This is a genomic window from Marinomonas foliarum (genome assembly GCF_016906065.1).
GTDB classification, from domain to species: domain Bacteria; phylum Pseudomonadota; class Gammaproteobacteria; order Pseudomonadales; family Marinomonadaceae; genus Marinomonas; species Marinomonas foliarum.
In genome coordinates this window covers 3,589,700-3,605,335 of sequence record NZ_CP070273.1, presented here as the reverse complement: position 1 = coordinate 3,605,335, position 15,636 = coordinate 3,589,700, and the positions used below count along the sequence as shown (strand labels likewise).

Annotated in this window: 12 protein-coding genes; 10 read left to right on the top strand and 2 right to left on the bottom strand. The window is 42.0% G+C overall.

What is annotated here, in order from left to right:
* Nucleotides 1-10: 10 nt before the first annotated feature.
* Both JSY38_RS16650 and JSY38_RS16645 read right to left on the bottom strand, forming a co-directional pair.
* Nucleotides 11-1,309 carry a TRAP transporter large permease gene (locus JSY38_RS16650; protein ID WP_114412308.1) on the bottom strand — a complete coding sequence of 433 codons (1,299 nt, stop codon included), beginning with the start codon at nucleotides 1,307-1,309 and terminating at the stop codon, nucleotides 11-13.
* 81 nt (nucleotides 1,310-1,390) lie between these two features.
* Nucleotides 1,391-1,861: a TRAP transporter small permease gene (locus JSY38_RS16645; protein WP_114412307.1), complete on the bottom strand. Its 471-nt coding sequence runs from the start codon at nucleotides 1,859-1,861 to the stop codon at nucleotides 1,391-1,393.
* Between the two features lie 197 nt (nucleotides 1,862-2,058).
* Between JSY38_RS16645 and JSY38_RS16640 the strand changes: the two genes are divergently transcribed.
* The 10 genes from JSY38_RS16640 to JSY38_RS16595 all read left to right on the top strand — a co-directional run bounded on the left by JSY38_RS16640 (nucleotide 2,059) and on the right by JSY38_RS16595 (nucleotide 15,563).
* Nucleotides 2,059-3,051 (top strand): TRAP transporter substrate-binding protein, encoded by a 993-nt coding sequence (locus JSY38_RS16640; protein ID WP_114412306.1) that lies wholly within the window; start codon nucleotides 2,059-2,061, stop codon nucleotides 3,049-3,051.
* A 125-nt stretch (nucleotides 3,052-3,176) separates the two neighbouring features.
* The gene (locus JSY38_RS16635; protein ID WP_114412305.1) at nucleotides 3,177-3,956 is read left to right on the top strand and encodes an FCD domain-containing protein; all 780 of its coding nucleotides are present in this window, start codon (nucleotides 3,177-3,179) and stop codon (nucleotides 3,954-3,956) included.
* A 211-nt stretch (nucleotides 3,957-4,167) separates the two neighbouring features.
* Nucleotides 4,168-5,661, top strand: coding sequence for a sensor histidine kinase (locus JSY38_RS16630; RefSeq protein WP_205114253.1), 1,494 nt, complete (start codon nucleotides 4,168-4,170; stop codon nucleotides 5,659-5,661).
* On the top strand, nucleotides 5,654-6,079 hold the full coding sequence (locus JSY38_RS16625; protein WP_205114251.1) for a response regulator: 426 nt from the start codon (nucleotides 5,654-5,656) through the stop codon (nucleotides 6,077-6,079). Before JSY38_RS16630 ends, JSY38_RS16625 begins: the two co-directional genes overlap by 8 nt.
* A 13-nt stretch (nucleotides 6,080-6,092) precedes the next feature.
* Complete coding sequence (locus tag JSY38_RS16620; RefSeq protein WP_205114249.1) at nucleotides 6,093-7,811, top strand: GGDEF domain-containing response regulator; 1,719 nt, start codon at nucleotides 6,093-6,095, stop codon at nucleotides 7,809-7,811.
* A gap of 161 nt (nucleotides 7,812-7,972) precedes the next feature.
* Entirely contained in the window at nucleotides 7,973-9,256 is a 1,284-nt protein-coding gene (locus tag JSY38_RS16615; protein WP_114412301.1) for a 2-hydroxycarboxylate transporter family protein, read from the top strand.
* A gap of 344 nt (nucleotides 9,257-9,600) precedes the next feature.
* Nucleotides 9,601-10,770: an efflux RND transporter periplasmic adaptor subunit gene (locus JSY38_RS16610; protein ID WP_205114247.1), complete on the top strand. Its 1,170-nt coding sequence runs from the start codon at nucleotides 9,601-9,603 to the stop codon at nucleotides 10,768-10,770.
* Nucleotides 10,767-13,874: an efflux RND transporter permease subunit gene (locus tag JSY38_RS16605; protein WP_205114245.1), complete on the top strand. Its 3,108-nt coding sequence runs from the start codon at nucleotides 10,767-10,769 to the stop codon at nucleotides 13,872-13,874. Before JSY38_RS16610 ends, JSY38_RS16605 begins: the two co-directional genes overlap by 4 nt.
* A gap of 100 nt (nucleotides 13,875-13,974) precedes the next feature.
* Nucleotides 13,975-14,799, top strand: coding sequence for a MipA/OmpV family protein (locus JSY38_RS16600; RefSeq protein WP_205114243.1), 825 nt, complete (start codon nucleotides 13,975-13,977; stop codon nucleotides 14,797-14,799).
* An 83-nt stretch (nucleotides 14,800-14,882) separates the two neighbouring features.
* On the top strand, nucleotides 14,883-15,563 hold the full coding sequence (locus tag JSY38_RS16595; RefSeq protein ID WP_205114241.1) for a response regulator transcription factor: 681 nt from the start codon (nucleotides 14,883-14,885) through the stop codon (nucleotides 15,561-15,563).
* Nucleotides 15,564-15,636: the final 73 nt, after the last annotated feature.

Genomic DNA, 15,636 nt, shown 5'->3' with positions numbered 1-15,636 from the left:
AGTTTCTAAACTAGTACCCAAGTAAAAGAGAAGGTAAAAACAGGGTAATCTCTGGGATGAAAGTCACCGCCAGCAGCGCCAATAAAAGCAAACCAAAGATAGGCAACAATGGCTTAATCACTTGGTCGATCTTCACACCGCTTACTGAGCAACCTACAAACAAGGCACTGCCGACAGGAGGCGTACAAATACCAATACATAAATTGAATGTAATGATGATGCCGAAGTGAACTGGGTCGATTCCAAGCTCTTGTGCAATAGGTAAGAAAATAGGAGTGAAGATTAGCAAGGCCGGCGTCATGTCCATGAAAATACCGACAACAAGCAGAATTAAGTTAATAATCAACAAGATAATGATTGGATTATCAGACAGGGCCAGTAGCACATCACTTACCGCATAAGGAATGTCACCATTCGCCATCGCCCAAGCCATCGCCATAGACGCCCCGATCAACAACATGATCATAGAAGCAGTCATGATGGAGCCTAGAATAATGCTAGGCATATCCTTGATGGTTACTTCACGATAAATCAGTGCCAATAATAAAGAGTAAACAACCGCGACAGCAGAGGCTTCTGTCGCCGTAAAAACACCACCAATAATTCCGCCCATGATTACAACAATGAGACCTAAGCTAGGCAAGGCTCGAAGCGTAATCTTACCGGCTTCTCCCACGGAAACAGGCTCAGAAACTGGGTAGTTTTTCTTTTTAGATACGACAGCAACAGCCAACATCACACATGCGCCCATTAATAGACCTGGCAAATAACCACCAAGAAATAGCGCGCTGATAGAAGTACCGCCAGAAATAAGGGAGTAAACAATTAAGGCATTACTAGGTGGAATCAATAGACCCGCTGGGCTAGAAGAAATGTTGACAGCCGTTGAAAATACAGGGTCGTAGCCACTCTTTTTCTGCAATGGTGCCATGGTGCCACCCACTGCGGCTGCGGCAGCAACCGCTGAACCTGAAATAGAACCAAAAAGCATATTAGCAATAACATTCACATGCCCTAAGGAGCCAGGTAAACGTCCAGCTAACAACTTAGAAAATTCAATCAACCTTAACGCTAAGCCGCCTCGATTCATTATATTGCCAGCAAGAATGAAAAATGGGATCGCCAACAAGGTAAAACTGTCCATGCCTGAAGCAAGCTTTTGCGAAACAACAGATAAGGCCGCATCAAACGGCAGAGAGACCATAATGGAGAGAAGCGAAGCAATCGCAATAGAAAAAGAAATGGGTACACCAAGTACCAACATTGTGAAAAAACTACCAAATAAAACAAGTGCAATTAACCATTCCACGTTTTTTATCCTTATTATCAGAATTCTTTAAACCGCGAAAACATTACAAAAAGAGCGGCATTATCTAATCTGTAAATTATTTTAATCTTGCGCTGGCGTGAGCAAATCTCTTACCAAATACAAGATCATGCATACGCCACTAATTGGAATTGCGGAATAAACCCAGCCCATTTGAAGCCCCAAAACAGGTGATAACTGACCATTACTCAGCGTTTTCATCATCAATGATCCACCGCCATATACCATGATGACAGCAGCGAAAAACAAACCTATAAATGTAATAACCAATTGCAAGGTGGCTTTTTTGTTGCCATCCAACATCAGCAAAACAAAGTCCATCGCCAAATGTTTCTTCTGCCCCAAAGTGAAAGCGGCGCCTAACAATGCAACCCAAATAAACAAGAACCTAGCTAACTCATCTGTTGATGTACTTGGCGCACCAAGGACATAACGAGAGAATACTTGCCAGACTACACACGACACCAACACCACCATCAAAGTGACACAAATTGTCGATAATATGCGGTCAACCACATGAATAAATTTCGCCATTTATTACCCCCAAATGAGACTAAAGACACACAACAGCGCCTATTAACCGACGACATATTGAACCAAACATCAAATTTGGTCAACTAATCAAGGGGATTGGTTGACCAAAATCAGTCTGCGTGCAATTATTCGAACTTGAAACGACACACTTTGATAATCTGATACCTTATAAAAATATCAACACGGAGATTTACAAAATGTTAAATATTAAAAAAACTAAGTTACATCTTGCCACTGCGGTAATTGTTGGCAGTTTAATGGGCGCTTCATCTATGAGTTTCGCTCAGACCATAAAACTTAGTCATAATGGAGATACCAAATCGCCTATCCATAAGGCGCTAAAATTCTTTGCTGATGAAGTTAAAGAGAAGTCTGATGGAGATCTAAAAGTACGAGTTTACCCAAATGGTCAATTAGGTACACAACGTGAGTCTTTGGAGTTATTACAAAGTGGTGCGCTAGACATGGCGAAATCAAACGCCAGTGAACTTGAGTCATTCGACCCAGCCTACGGTGCTTTCAATATTCCCTATATCTTTAGAGACCGCGAACACTTCTATCGCGCTTTAGAAAGCGACGATGTTGGTCAGAAAATCTTACGCTCTTCTGAGAAATATGGTTTCGTCGGTGTGGCTTATTTTGACGCAGGCTCTCGTAACTTCTATACAACGAAACCTGTTCGCACTCCTGCTGATTTGAAAGGCATGAAAATTCGCGTTCAACCAAGCCCAAGCGCTATTAAGATGATGGAACTAATGGGTGCATCTCCAACACCACTTCCATTTGGTGAGTTATACACAGCGCTACAACAGCGCGTGGTTGATGGTGCGGAAAACAACATAGGTGCTGTAACGACTTACCGCCATGGTGAAGTGGCTAAATATTACACCCAAGATGAGCATGCTATGATCCCTGATGTATTGGTAATTAGTGCCACTACATGGGAAAAATTGTCTGCTGATAACAAAGAAGCCGTGATTGCTGCGGGTAAAGACGCAACAGCCTTCATGAAAACACTTTGGGCTGAGTACACAGCAGAAGAAATGAAAAAAGCCACTAAAATGGGCGTAGAAGTTCTTGAAGTAAATAAAGATGCCTTTATCAACGCCGTTGCTCCAATGCACAAAGAAGCAGCAGAGAACCCGGTAATTTCGTCTTATGTTAAGGCGATAAAAGCACTCGACAAATAAGCAAAATCCAGCGACTCTTATTAGGCATTAAAACCAGATGAGAGTCGCTTACTTTTTACAGCCTCCTCTTTCAATCTATCGACCTCTAATCTCACACTGTATTAGAAAAACTAAAGTAGAACGCCATGATAAACAGTCTTGTAAAACCAAAGCGCCTTTACCAAGAGGTAGGACTTAAGTTATACGAGGAACTTAGGAAAGGCAGATATCAGATTGGAGACCGTTTACCACCCGAACGCGATATCGCTGAGCAATTAGGCGTGAGCAGAACCTTACTCCGCGAAGCATTGATTATGCTTGAACTGATGGAGGTGGTTGAAGTTCGTAAAGGTAGCGGTGTTTATCTCTTAAAACAGCCTACCAGTATTAAATCGACCGATCGATTTGAAGAATCCTTAGATAAGGATGATGTTGGTCCGTTTGAAATGATGCAAGCAAGGCAGTTGCTTGAAAGTCATGTAGCAGAATTTGCAGCTACCCAGGCAACCAAGAAAGACATTCTCAAAATGCGCGACGCGCTAGAGCTGGAAAAACAGAGTATAGATACTGCCGACGAAAATCATGTTGCAGATAAGCTGTTTCATTTGGCCATTGCCGAAGCAACACAAAATAGCGTGTTAGTCGACTTAGTAGAAACACTCTGGGAACGCCGTGAAAATAGCCCGATGTGGAAGCAACTTCATTCCCACATCATCGATCAGGCATATCGAAAGAAGTGGCTTATTGATCATGAGAATATCCTTCTTGCGATTCAACAAAAGAAGCCTGATGTTGCTCGTATGGCAATGTGGCGACACTTAGAGAATGTTAAAGACACCTTAATGCTATTGTCTGAGCATCAAGATCCTAATTTTGATGGCTACCTTTTTAGCACTAACCCAGTACAACTACCTATCAACGAGTAGACCTTCTAGCCGCTTCCTTGTTAAACAATAAGGAAGCGCTTTTCAAGATGTTTTTTTGTCTTCGCTAGGCACTGTCCCTACCGTTATAGAAAGCAACAAAAACCACCTAACTCCTTCCCACACTTACAAAAATCAATGCTTACTTAATTGCCGTCCTATCAATTTTAGTCTATCAATATAAAGAGCACCTTCTTGATATATGGAATACATGATGGATCATACTGAAGTTGAAGATGGTAGAACCGATCTACCAAATAGCCCGTTAAGGGATGAAGTTTTTTTAAAACAATTAGTTACTTGCTTACCTATGGGAGCCATGGTTGTAAATACTGACGCGCGCATCCTTTTTGTCAATGACTCCCTTGTTGATATTCTCGGTTATTCCTACGACGAACTACTTAACGTAGACATTAATATATTGCTGCCTGCGGAATTCAGAAAAAAGCACAAAGATTTTATGCGGCAGTTTTTCGAGCATCCTCGTAAGCGCCAAATGGGCGCTGGGCAAGCTTTATACGCTCGCAAGAAAGACGGAGAACACATCCCAATAGAAATTGGACTGAACCCAATAATACAAAATGGACAAACTGTTGTTTTAGCCACCCTGATCGACTTAACAACGAGACAACGAGCAAGTCATATGTTCCAAAGCTCAATTCAGGGTGCGCCTCATGGAGTATTGCTCATTGATGCTAAAGGCATTATTCGCTTAACAAACAGCGCACTTTGCCAGTCTTTTGGCTATACATCAGAGGAGCTCATTAACCAATCGATGGACATGCTTCTACCGCAGCGTTATCGCGAACATCACGGTCATTTACGTCAGACCTTTCACCAAAGTCCAACCCCACGAATGATGGGTGTAGGTCGCGACCTTACAGCCCTTCATAAGGATGGAAGAGAATTTCCTGTGGAAATTGGACTCAGCCCTTTTGAAGACGAAGAAAACAATGAATTAGTGCTGGTTTCCCTATTGGATATCACAAAGCGCAAACGCTTAGAACAGGAATTACGTGAAACCAATACCAATTTAGAAGAATTTACCTATGTTGCGTCCCATGATTTGCGATCACCACTTCGAGGTATTGCGGACTTATTGGAGTGGGTAAAAGAAGATTTAGGGCCTGATGCTATTCCAGATGTTACGCGAAACCTCAACAGAATAGAGGTTCGAATTGAACGCATGGAACAGTTAATTGACAATCTACTAACTTATGCGAGGGCAGGAAAGATAGAGTCGAATACACAAGAAATCGATGTAAATACACTGCTAGACAATATATTTGAACTACTCCCTATTCCAGAAGGGATATCCGTTACTAGAGACATCCATCTAGAGCATTTCACATCTACTTGGACACCTCTCGAAACCGTTATTCGCAACCTAATCAGCAATGCCATCAAACACCATGATCAAGACACTGGCAATATATCCATCCGCTGTGTTGCTGAGAATAACCTTTGTCATTTCTCAGTCTCTGATGATGGGCCAGGTATTCCAGAAGCGGCTTTTTCACGCATTTTTCGCTTATTCCAAACGGTAACGTCTAACGAACGCAGTGGCACAGGCATAGGACTATCTGTTAGTCGGCGCCTAGTTGAAACACATGGTGGGCGCATTAGTGTTGAAGCAAATACAACACAAAGAGGCGTCACGTTTCATGTATGGTGGCCACGGTTTTTAAGGAAGGATACCCATGATTAAAAGTCTAAACGTACTTATTGTTGAAGACGACGATGTTGCGGCTGAATCCATCACTCGCAGCCTTAAAAAAGTCGCTCCAGACATTAGCCTTGTTTACGCGGAACACGGTAAGACAGCGATAGAAATATTAGAAAACCGTCACCCAAGTAGAACATTAAAAGCCCCCTATTTGGTGTTGCTAGATTTGAATATGCCCGTCATGAATGGCTTTGAATTTTTAGAGTACGTACGTGAAGACCCAGTTCTTCAAGACAGCGTTGTTTTTATACTCACCACTTCAAATGATGATAACGACCGCTCACGAGCTTATGACAATAATGTGGCAGGCTATATGGTGAAATCTTCTGTTGGACCACAATTCGCTAAGTTGGCCATGCTAATGGACGCTTATAGAAATGCTGTTGAGCCTAACCGTTGAACTTGGAGTCACTATGGAAGCACAATTCGCTACGGATTTATTAGAAGCCTACGAAGGGCCCGCGTTAAGACTACTTATTGTTGATGATGATGATGTAGATCGCGAGCGTCTGCGTAGAATGCTGTCAAAATCCGATATAAAAACTCATGTGTCTGAAGCAGTTTCTGTCGAAGAATCTTTAGCGTATTTAAGCAATAATGAATTTGATTGCGTCATTATTGACTACCGTTTGGGATTAACTTCTGGCCTTACTCTTTTAGATAATATTCGCACGTCTATGCATAATCATTGTGCCGTCATCATAGTCACAGGGTTAGGCGATGAAGAAGTGGCTGCTGAGGCAATGCGACTCGGAGCAAGTGATTACTTATTAAAGAGTCAGCTACAGAGCAACAAACTCATTCACGCCATTATCAATTCAGTGCATCGTGCAGAGCTAGAGAAAAAGCTTCACGATATGGCCCATTATGACAATCTAACTGGGTTAGCCAGCCGACCACTTCTATTAGAAAACTTGCAACAGGTCGTTAAAAATAATGAACCTGCTGCGGTGGCTTTTTTGGATTTGGATAATTTTAAACCCGTCAACGATAACTACGGCCATGACACAGGTGACTATGTTTTAGTTACCATTGCGGATAGACTCAAAAAATTACTCCGCAAAGAGGACACCCTGTCTAGAATTGGTGGTGATGAATTTGTCTTACTGCTCAAAGGCATTGCTAGTAAGAAAGAATGTAACCTCTTCCTGAATAGGTTAATCAGCCTAATCAATACTCCTATTGAGCTGACAGAATTTGAATGCCAAGTACAGGTGTCTGCCAGCATTGGTGTGGCTTTGGTGACAGACGATAGTCTAGATGCTGACACCATATTACGTCGCGCCGATCAAACCATGTATCAAGCCAAAAACTCCGGCAACAACAAAATTTTGTTTTTCGATCCTCATGAAGAGAAACGCCAGTATGATCGCAGAACCATGCTGCAGGCCGCTGAGCGAGGGGTCGAATTAAACGAATTTGAACTCTATTACCAACCCCAAATTGACATGGTAGAACACTCACTCATCGGTGTTGAAGCCCTAATTCGTTGGAATCATCCAACCCTAGGCTTGTTGTACCCACAGACGTTTACAGAAGCATTAGAACACCCAAACACAGGTATTTTGATTGGTGAATGGGTTCTAAAAGAGGCCCTAAAGCAACATTCAACCTGGAACCTGCCAGACCTTGTAATTAGCGTCAATATTGCTCCGGCTCACTTACTAAGCAATAACTTTGTCCAACGCCTTGCTCTATTACTAGAGCAAGCCCCCACTGTAAAGCCTCAAGCCTTAGAAATCGAGATCCTCGAAACGGTATCTATATCTGATATTCAAAATGCAGTTGAAGTTGTAAAAGCCTGTAGCAAGTTAGGCGTACATGTGGCGCTAGACGATTTTGGAACTGGTTATGCGTCTCTAAGCTACTTAAAACAATTACCTTTGAACACGCTAAAAATCGATAAGAGCTTTGTACAAAACCTGTTAACGAACCCTGAGGATCGATCCATTGTGATTTGTATCGTGGCATTAAGCCAAGCATTTAATTATAAGCTGATTGCGGAAGGCGTGGAGTCACAAGAAATTGAACAAGCCTTATTAGAAATAGGCTGCCAATTTGGGCAAGGGTATTTTATTGCTAGGCCAATGCCAGCAGAAAAAATGACGTTATGGATAGAGGCTCATGATTAAGGCAAAATTTACGTCATTGTGTAAATCGTGACGATAATCTGCATTACAAAAGTTTCAAAACCTCTTTTTAGTTTCATTAGAAGAAAAGGAACTTCCGCTTATAACGAAGGTTGGTAGACTGCGGCGCATATCAAAACAAGCAAAAAAAAAGAGAGTCTACCATGATCACTAATGATGCTATGACGGTGCGCGATCAACGCACTAGCAAAATCATATTGGCTATTGCCGCGATTACTATTTTGTTGGCCACTTTTGCGGGCAAAATGCCCAGTGGAATGATCGGTGCCTTAGGCATTATGGTTATTATCGGTTTCATACTTAATTACATTGGGGACAGAACCCCCATTATCAATCAGTTCTTCGGCGGTGGCGCTATTGTCGTCATTTTTGGCTCTGCTTATTTATTCCACAGCGGTTTATTCCCTTCTAGTGCTGAAAGCAACGTAACCACCTTCATGAAAAGTGGCGGTTTCTTAGCATTTTATGTGGCTAGCCTAGTAACTGGCTCCATTTTCGGTATGGACACACAAACGCTAAAACAAGCTGCGTTAAAATACATTCCAGTTATTTTAGGATCCGCTTTCTTCGCTTGTATCTTCACAGGCTTAGTGGGCATGCTGGTGAGCAAAGACTTTTACGACTCCGTTATGTTAATAGCGCTTCCTATTATGGGTGGTGGCATGGGTGCTGGTGCAGTGCCTCTTGTTGAAATCATGTCTGGAAAGACAGGCATGAATGCAGAAACGCTAATGTCACAAATGGTTCCGGCATTGGCTATTGGTAATGCGATCGCTATTGTTATTGCGGGATTACTCAATAAACTCGGCCAGATGGCTCCGAGCCTAACGGGTAATGGTCAGCTAATTCGCGGTCAAAAACCAATAGAGGAAGAAGATCAAACAATAACAGGGTTGAATGTCACAACGCTTGGCATTGGCGCTTTATTGGCTGTCAGTATGTACTTCATTGGTACTTTGCTATCAAACTACATCAGTATGCATACCTACGCTCTAATGATTCTATCTATTGCGATCATCAAAGTGTCTGGCATCATGCCAAAAGCATTAGAACAAGCGGCCTTCTCTTGGTATAAGTTTGTTGTTGGCAATCTAACACCAGCATTACTAGTCGGTATTGGTGTGGCTTACACAGATCTAAACCAAATCCTAAACGCGTTATCTCCAATATACTTCTTGTTGGTTCTAATTACCGTACTTGGTGCTGTGTTTGGTGCTGGCTTAATCGGTTGGTTAATGGGCTTCTACCCTATCGAAGCAGCCATCACTGGCGGTCTTTGCATGGCTAACATGGGCGGTACTGGTGATGTAGCGGTTCTTGCGGCAAGTAAACGTATGGAACTAATGCCTTTCGCACAAATATCATCTCGAATTGGCGGCGCTTTCATGCTGATTCTTGCAACGATTGTAGTGCAAGCCATCGCTTAAAACGGTACTAAAGTGGAGCCAAGTGCACTAAAGCATTGGCTTCACTCTTATCTCTCCTTCCTAGTTAAAAAATACTTCCCCTACTCAGCTACTTTCAAGGTTACCTCTGTAACCATTGTGCTTAAAACATTGCTAGCTGCGTATATCAACATAATTTCCTCCCCAGTTATTAGCTATGCTAGATACCCCCTATAGATTCTCACCGTAATGAAAAGCCATCCAGCCTCAAATCAACAGAACTCAGCAACACAACCTCTCTCAAGTAAGTCTTGAGTAATAGTTAAGGTAGTAATCTAGAAGATCTATAAATCTTCAATACTATCTGCCTATAGGGATAACAAATCATGAGTGTTACTAATCTCTGGGAGGGGAAGCGTTTAACGACACAATCATCCTGTCTCATATTTCTAGCGATCATCACCATTATGGTTGCTTCACGCTTTATTTCGATATCGGCTCACGCAACCGAAAATGAGATAAAGCATGCAGCGTTAACCGTCACAACCACCTCCGTTCTGTCTTTAGATTGGAATAACAACATTGAAGCCTCTGGTGATATCGTGGCTTGGCAAGAAGCAATTATTGGAGCCCAACTAAACGGCTTAAGGCTAACCGAGGTGTTGGTCGATGTAGGTGACTATGTAAAAAAAGGACAACTCATAGCTCGCTTTGATAATGCAAGTTTACTAAATGACAAAGCCTTACTAGAAGCAAACCTTAACCAAGCTTCAGCTCTAGTTAAGCAGGCCAACATTGACTATCAAAGAGCGTTTGCACTAAGTAAAAGCGACGGTATAAGTAAGCAGAACCTTTTGCAAGCAGAAACACAAAAGCAAACAACCACGGCAGAAGAGTCCGCAGTTACAGCTCAGTTAGCCTCCAATGCACTACAATTAAGCTATGTAAATGTAACATCGCCAGATGAAGGCGTTATTAGCTCTCGTACGGCTACTTTAGGGGGAATAGGTACGATTGGAGAAGAACTGTTTCGTTTGATTCGAGGCAATAAGCTTGAATGGTATGGGCAGCTCACAGCGCAGCAAGCTTCTCATCTCAGCCTAGGCCAAAAAATCACCCTGGACCTTACAAATAACAGTGAAGCCATAGCTTATATTCGTCAAATTTCTCCAATTATAAACCCGCAAACTAGAATGCTCACTGTTTATGCCAGTCTAGAGCCAAACAATCGTGCGCGTGCAGGCATGTTCGCCCTAGGAAAAATTCAACTTAATAAAACACCTGCGCTTGTTGTTCCCTCCATCAGTGTCGTTATCAGAGATGGGCGCAGTTACGTTTTTGAGTTGATCAATGAAACCCAGCAAGTAATACAAAGACCTATCAAAGTAGCGCGACGCCAAGGTGATTATGTTGAAATCACAGGCAACATTAAAGCAGGCGCAAGCATTATCAAGCAAGGCGCTGGTTTTCTCAATGAAGGTGACATAGTAAAAGTAGTTGAAGAACAAGAACCCATTACCTTTTCAGGCGCACACCTAGAGCAGGAGGCGCTATGAGTAAGCCTGCATATAACTTCGCCACTTGGTCTATTCGAAACCCTATCCCAACTATTTTATTATTTGTCTTACTCTCTATTGCTGGTATAAAAAGTTTTCAAGAACTGCCTATCGCTGAATTACCAGATGTTCGATTACCCACTATTCTAGTGACATTATCACAGCCCGGCGCAGCGCCAGCCCAGCTTGAAACTGAAGTAGCTAGAAAAGCTGAAGATGCTTTAGCGACACTATCGAGTCTGCGCCACATACAAACCTCTATCTCCGATGGAGTCGTCAGTATTCGCGTAGAATTTATGTTAAAGAAATCACTTTCTGACGCATTAATAGAATCTCGTAATGCATTGGATAGAATCCGTTCTGACTTACCCGATGACGTACTTGAACCATCCGTCAGCGCTGAAACAGTAGATGCCGATACATTACTCACCTATGCGATCAGTGCGCCACGCATGAATGAAGAGGCACTCTCTTGGTATGTTGACAATACGATTAGCAAAAGAGTTTTAAGTGTTCCGGGACTTGGTCGTTTTGAACGAGTGGGGGGTGTACAGCGTGAAGTACACATCGAACTGGATCCAACTAAATTAGCAGGACTTAATGTTACAGCAAGTGATGTATCACAAGCTTTGCGTATTACACTCATTGAGTCTTCCGGTGGCAGAATGCAGCTAGGGAATGCAGCTCAATCCGTGCGAACAATCACAACAGCAAAGCAAGCAGATGAATTGAACGCTTTCCCATTAGTTTTAACAGATGGTCGAACCTTACGGCTTGATCAAGTTGCTACAGTACAAGACACTACCGCAGAACGCAGCCAGATAGCACTTTTAAATGGTAAGGACGTTGTCGGATTCCAAGTTTATAGGGCAACTGGTTTTGATGAAACTAAGATTGCTGCGGGTATAAAACAAGTCCTTGAAGACCTAAAAGTAAAAGATGGCGTTGATTTCACTCTCGTCTATGACAAAGTGTCTGGAACGCAGGAGCAGTACAAAGGTTCAATCAATATGCTTTTCGAAGGGGCCTTTCTGGCAATATTAATTGTCTGGTGGTTTTTGCGTGACTGGCGCTCAACACTCATTGCCGCTACCGCATTGCCCTTATCAATCCTCCCCACTTTTGCCGCTATGTACTTTCTCGATTACTCATTAAACACCTTAACCTTACTTGCTCTTGCCGTCATTGTTGGCATCCTAGTAGATGATGCCATTGTTGAAATAGAAAACATCGAGCGCCATGTCCGTATGGGTAAAGGTATTAAAAAAGCCGCCGGTGATGCGGTGACAGAAATAGCTCTAGCGGTAATGGCAACAACCATGACCCTTGTTATGGTATTTGCTCCAACAGCTATGATGAGTGGTATAACAGGATTGTTTTTCAAGCAATTTGGCTGGACTGCTGTTGTTGCTGTGCTGTCTTCTTTGTTAGTAGCTCGTCTACTAACACCAATGATGGCAGCCTACATGCTTAAACCAAAGACGCACATAACAGAAAAAAAACAAGGCAAATTACTGGTTTTATACTTATCTATTGTGCAATGGACGTTAAACAATCGCTTTAAAACATTAATGGCCACTTTGATTGTTTTTGCTGTCACTGCTTCTTTAGTTCCGCTATTAAATACTGGCCTCATGCCCGCCTCTAATAGCAATTACACCACCGTATCAATTGAGCTTCCTCCTGGTAGTGCATTTAACACCACTCTAGCTAAAGCAGAAGAAACTCGAAAAACACTTCTTGATATCGCAGGTATTGATCATATTTTTTCTACTATAGGCGTTGCCAGTGGTGAAAACGCTGACTCAGCGGGAGGCGATGTACGCAAAAGCCAATTGATTTTGATCCTAAAAGAAAGAAGTAATAGAGCCACACAAAGTGATATTGAAAAAGTATTGCGTGACGTTTTAGTCACAGTACCTGGCGCACGATTTTCGGTTGGTGGAGGCATTGGACAGGAGCTATCTTTTATTCTTGCGAGTAACGATAGTACTGCGCTCAAAGCAAGCGCAAATAACGTTTTAACAGAGTTGCGGGGGATAGATGGTATTTCAAATATTCAATCTACGGCCAGCCTAGAAAGACCAGAAATTATTGTCCGTCCTAATCTACAGCGTGCTTCTGAACTTGGCGTTTCTACCTCAGCAATTGGCGACACTATCAGAGTAGCCACTAGCGGTGACCATAATTCACAGCTTGCTAAATTAAATTTAGATACTCGACAAATTTATATTCGAGTTCTGCTAGAGGATAGCCATAGATTGAATATAGAAACGCTGAGAAGTTTACGAGTACCCGCACGGAACGGGCAGCTAATCCCTCTATCAAGTGTGGCCTCTATCTCTTTCGAAAGTGGCCCATCGCAAATTGACAGGTATGATCGTAAACGCTTTATAACGATTAGCGCCAAACTCAATGGACGCGCATTGGGCGATATTATCAACGAAGCCCACCAGCTTCCCTCCATGATAGCTTTACCGAGTAACGTAGAATTAATAGAAGCAGGTGATGCTGAGCTAATGAACGAACTCAGCTCAGGTTTTAGTACCGCCATTTTGACCGGTTTACTATGCGTGTTATGCGTACTTATTCTGTTGTTTAAAGATTTGATTCAACCAATAACCATCTTATCTGCCATACCTTTATCTTTAAGCGGTGCTTTTGTCGCCTTATTGTTAACAGGTAGCGAATTAGATATCCCCTCCATGATTGGCCTCATTATGCTATTGGGCATTGTCACGAAGAACTCTATTTTGCTTGTGGAATATGCTGTAATGTCCATGAAAAAGCATGGGCTAAATATGCATGACGCTTTGCTAAATGCCTGTAACAAAAGAGCACGACCTATCATTATGACTACTGCCGCAATGATTGCAGGTATGTTACCTATTGCGATGGGTTTAGGTGCCGATGCAAGCTTTCGACAACCCATGGCAATTGCGGTTATTGGCGGATTAATCACTTCTACTCTCTTGAGCCTCATTGTAGTCCCTGTGGTATTTACCTACATGCATGGGTTGGGACAAAAATGCACAGCCCTCTTCAAAGGCAGGACCTCTATAGACAATAAGAATAATGGAAAGACTAAGACTGAAAGCTTGTGAATGTATTTAGGGTTATAACACTAAAAAATAAGCTCGTAAGTGTCCCGTAATACTCTACAACTTACAGTAAAAATTCGTCTTTCATAGAATTAGGAAAAACATGAAAAACAAAATTGAAACAAAAGAAAAAAACACAATAATCATTGAAAACGCTCGATTAATCCAAAAAAAATTGGTTTTACGCTACAGTATTGTACCTCTTGTCACGATATTTTTGACAACAGGGAAAGCGTTCGCCGATGGAACAACATCAGTTGCGTTAGGAGTGGCTGCTGGTGTTAGTCAGTCAGAATATCGTGGCGTAGACAGTGACCTCACAGCTATACCGATAGTGTTTGTTGATAACTCTTGGATATCTCTTCTGGGGACGACGATAGATTTAAAAGTCGCCCAAACCAATAGCCTCGCTTTTTCTATACGCGGAAAATATGGATTCGGTGATGGTTATGATCGTTCAGATTCCTATATTTTTGACGGCATGGACAATCGCGATTCCAGCTTCTGGGTTGGTCCAGCAATGACATGGAGCACAACGATGTTTGATCTAAAACTTGACACCCTTCTCGACACAATGAACAACAGCGAAGGTCAACAAGCCTCTGTCTCAATATCAAAAAAAATCCAAGTCAACCAGCACTTAAATTTAGAGCCAAGTCTCGGTGCTACATGGTATAACGACAAATATGTTAACTATTACTATGGCGTTAACCCCTCTGAAATAAAAGTGAATAGAGAGCAATATGACGCTAACTCAGCAACGGTAATCAATGCAGGCCTGCGTTTTAATTATATTATTAATAAAAAACAATCAGTGGCATTCGATTTCAGTATCAAACATTTTGGAAGTGAAATGTCACACAGCCCATTAGTTGATAAAAAAACAACTGCAGCAGCCTATCTTGGCTATATATACCGTTTCAAATAATCACTGAAAAATAGCCTGTTTGCTTTAGATGAAACTAACTCTGAAGCAAACTCTGCTCTATTTAACTTAACAAATGAATTTTTATGAATCGAATTATTCTGGTTGAAGACAATGATCGCCTATCCAAAATGGTATCAACAGCATTGCAAAAGGTCGGTATTGAGTTGGATATTTTCGCAAACTTAGCAATGGCGAAACATGCCCTAGAGGCACAAGAGTATGGCTTAATTATACTTGATAGAGGACTTCCTGATGGGGAAGGATTAAGCTTACTTAAAACCTTACGTCAAAGAAGCGTAACAATCCCGTGCCTCGTATTAACCGCCAGAAATGCTGTACATGATCGAATAGAAGGTTTGGAAACAGGAGCTGATGACTATCTTGTAAAACCTTTTGCTATGGATGAATTAGTCGCCAGAGTTCGAGCTCTACTACGCAGGCCTTCCGATATAAAACCCTTATCTCCCATTTTTGAAGATATTACCCTAGACCTACACAATGCTCAGCTTCAATGTGGTACTCAATCCGTCACTCTCGCACCAGCAGAAGTTCAAATTCTGTATATTTTGATGCGATCTGCTGACACCACAATAAGTCGCACTAAACTTGAACAAGGAGCATGGGGCTTAAATCAAGCTGTCACTCCCAATGCATTAGATGTCGCACTACACAGAATACGCAAAAAATTAAGCACCTTAGGTTCACAAGTAGTCATCTCAAACACTCGAGGACTTGGTTATGCTATCTCTAAAAAATCGCTTTAAACACAGCCTAAAGTATCGATTAATTATTACTTTTTTTGTCGCACTAACACTATTAATCAGCGGTATTTACAGC

Coding starts and splice junctions, on each gene's coding strand:
- JSY38_RS16640 (WP_114412306.1), top strand. CDS start 2,059: ATGTTAAATATTAAAAAAACTAAGTTACATCTTGCCACTGCGGTAATT.
- JSY38_RS16645 (WP_114412307.1), bottom strand. CDS start 1,861: ATGGCGAAATTTATTCATGTGGTTGACCGCATATTATCGACAATTTGT.
- JSY38_RS16595 (WP_205114241.1), top strand. CDS start 14,883: ATGAATCGAATTATTCTGGTTGAAGACAATGATCGCCTATCCAAAATG.
- JSY38_RS16630 (WP_205114253.1), top strand. CDS start 4,168: ATGGATCATACTGAAGTTGAAGATGGTAGAACCGATCTACCAAATAGC.
- JSY38_RS16615 (WP_114412301.1), top strand. CDS start 7,973: ATGATCACTAATGATGCTATGACGGTGCGCGATCAACGCACTAGCAAA.
- JSY38_RS16635 (WP_114412305.1), top strand. CDS start 3,177: ATGATAAACAGTCTTGTAAAACCAAAGCGCCTTTACCAAGAGGTAGGA.
- JSY38_RS16620 (WP_205114249.1), top strand. CDS start 6,093: ATGGAAGCACAATTCGCTACGGATTTATTAGAAGCCTACGAAGGGCCC.
- JSY38_RS16610 (WP_205114247.1), top strand. CDS start 9,601: ATGAGTGTTACTAATCTCTGGGAGGGGAAGCGTTTAACGACACAATCA.
- JSY38_RS16625 (WP_205114251.1), top strand. CDS start 5,654: ATGATTAAAAGTCTAAACGTACTTATTGTTGAAGACGACGATGTTGCG.
- JSY38_RS16605 (WP_205114245.1), top strand. CDS start 10,767: ATGAGTAAGCCTGCATATAACTTCGCCACTTGGTCTATTCGAAACCCT.
- JSY38_RS16600 (WP_205114243.1), top strand. CDS start 13,975: ATGAAAAACAAAATTGAAACAAAAGAAAAAAACACAATAATCATTGAA.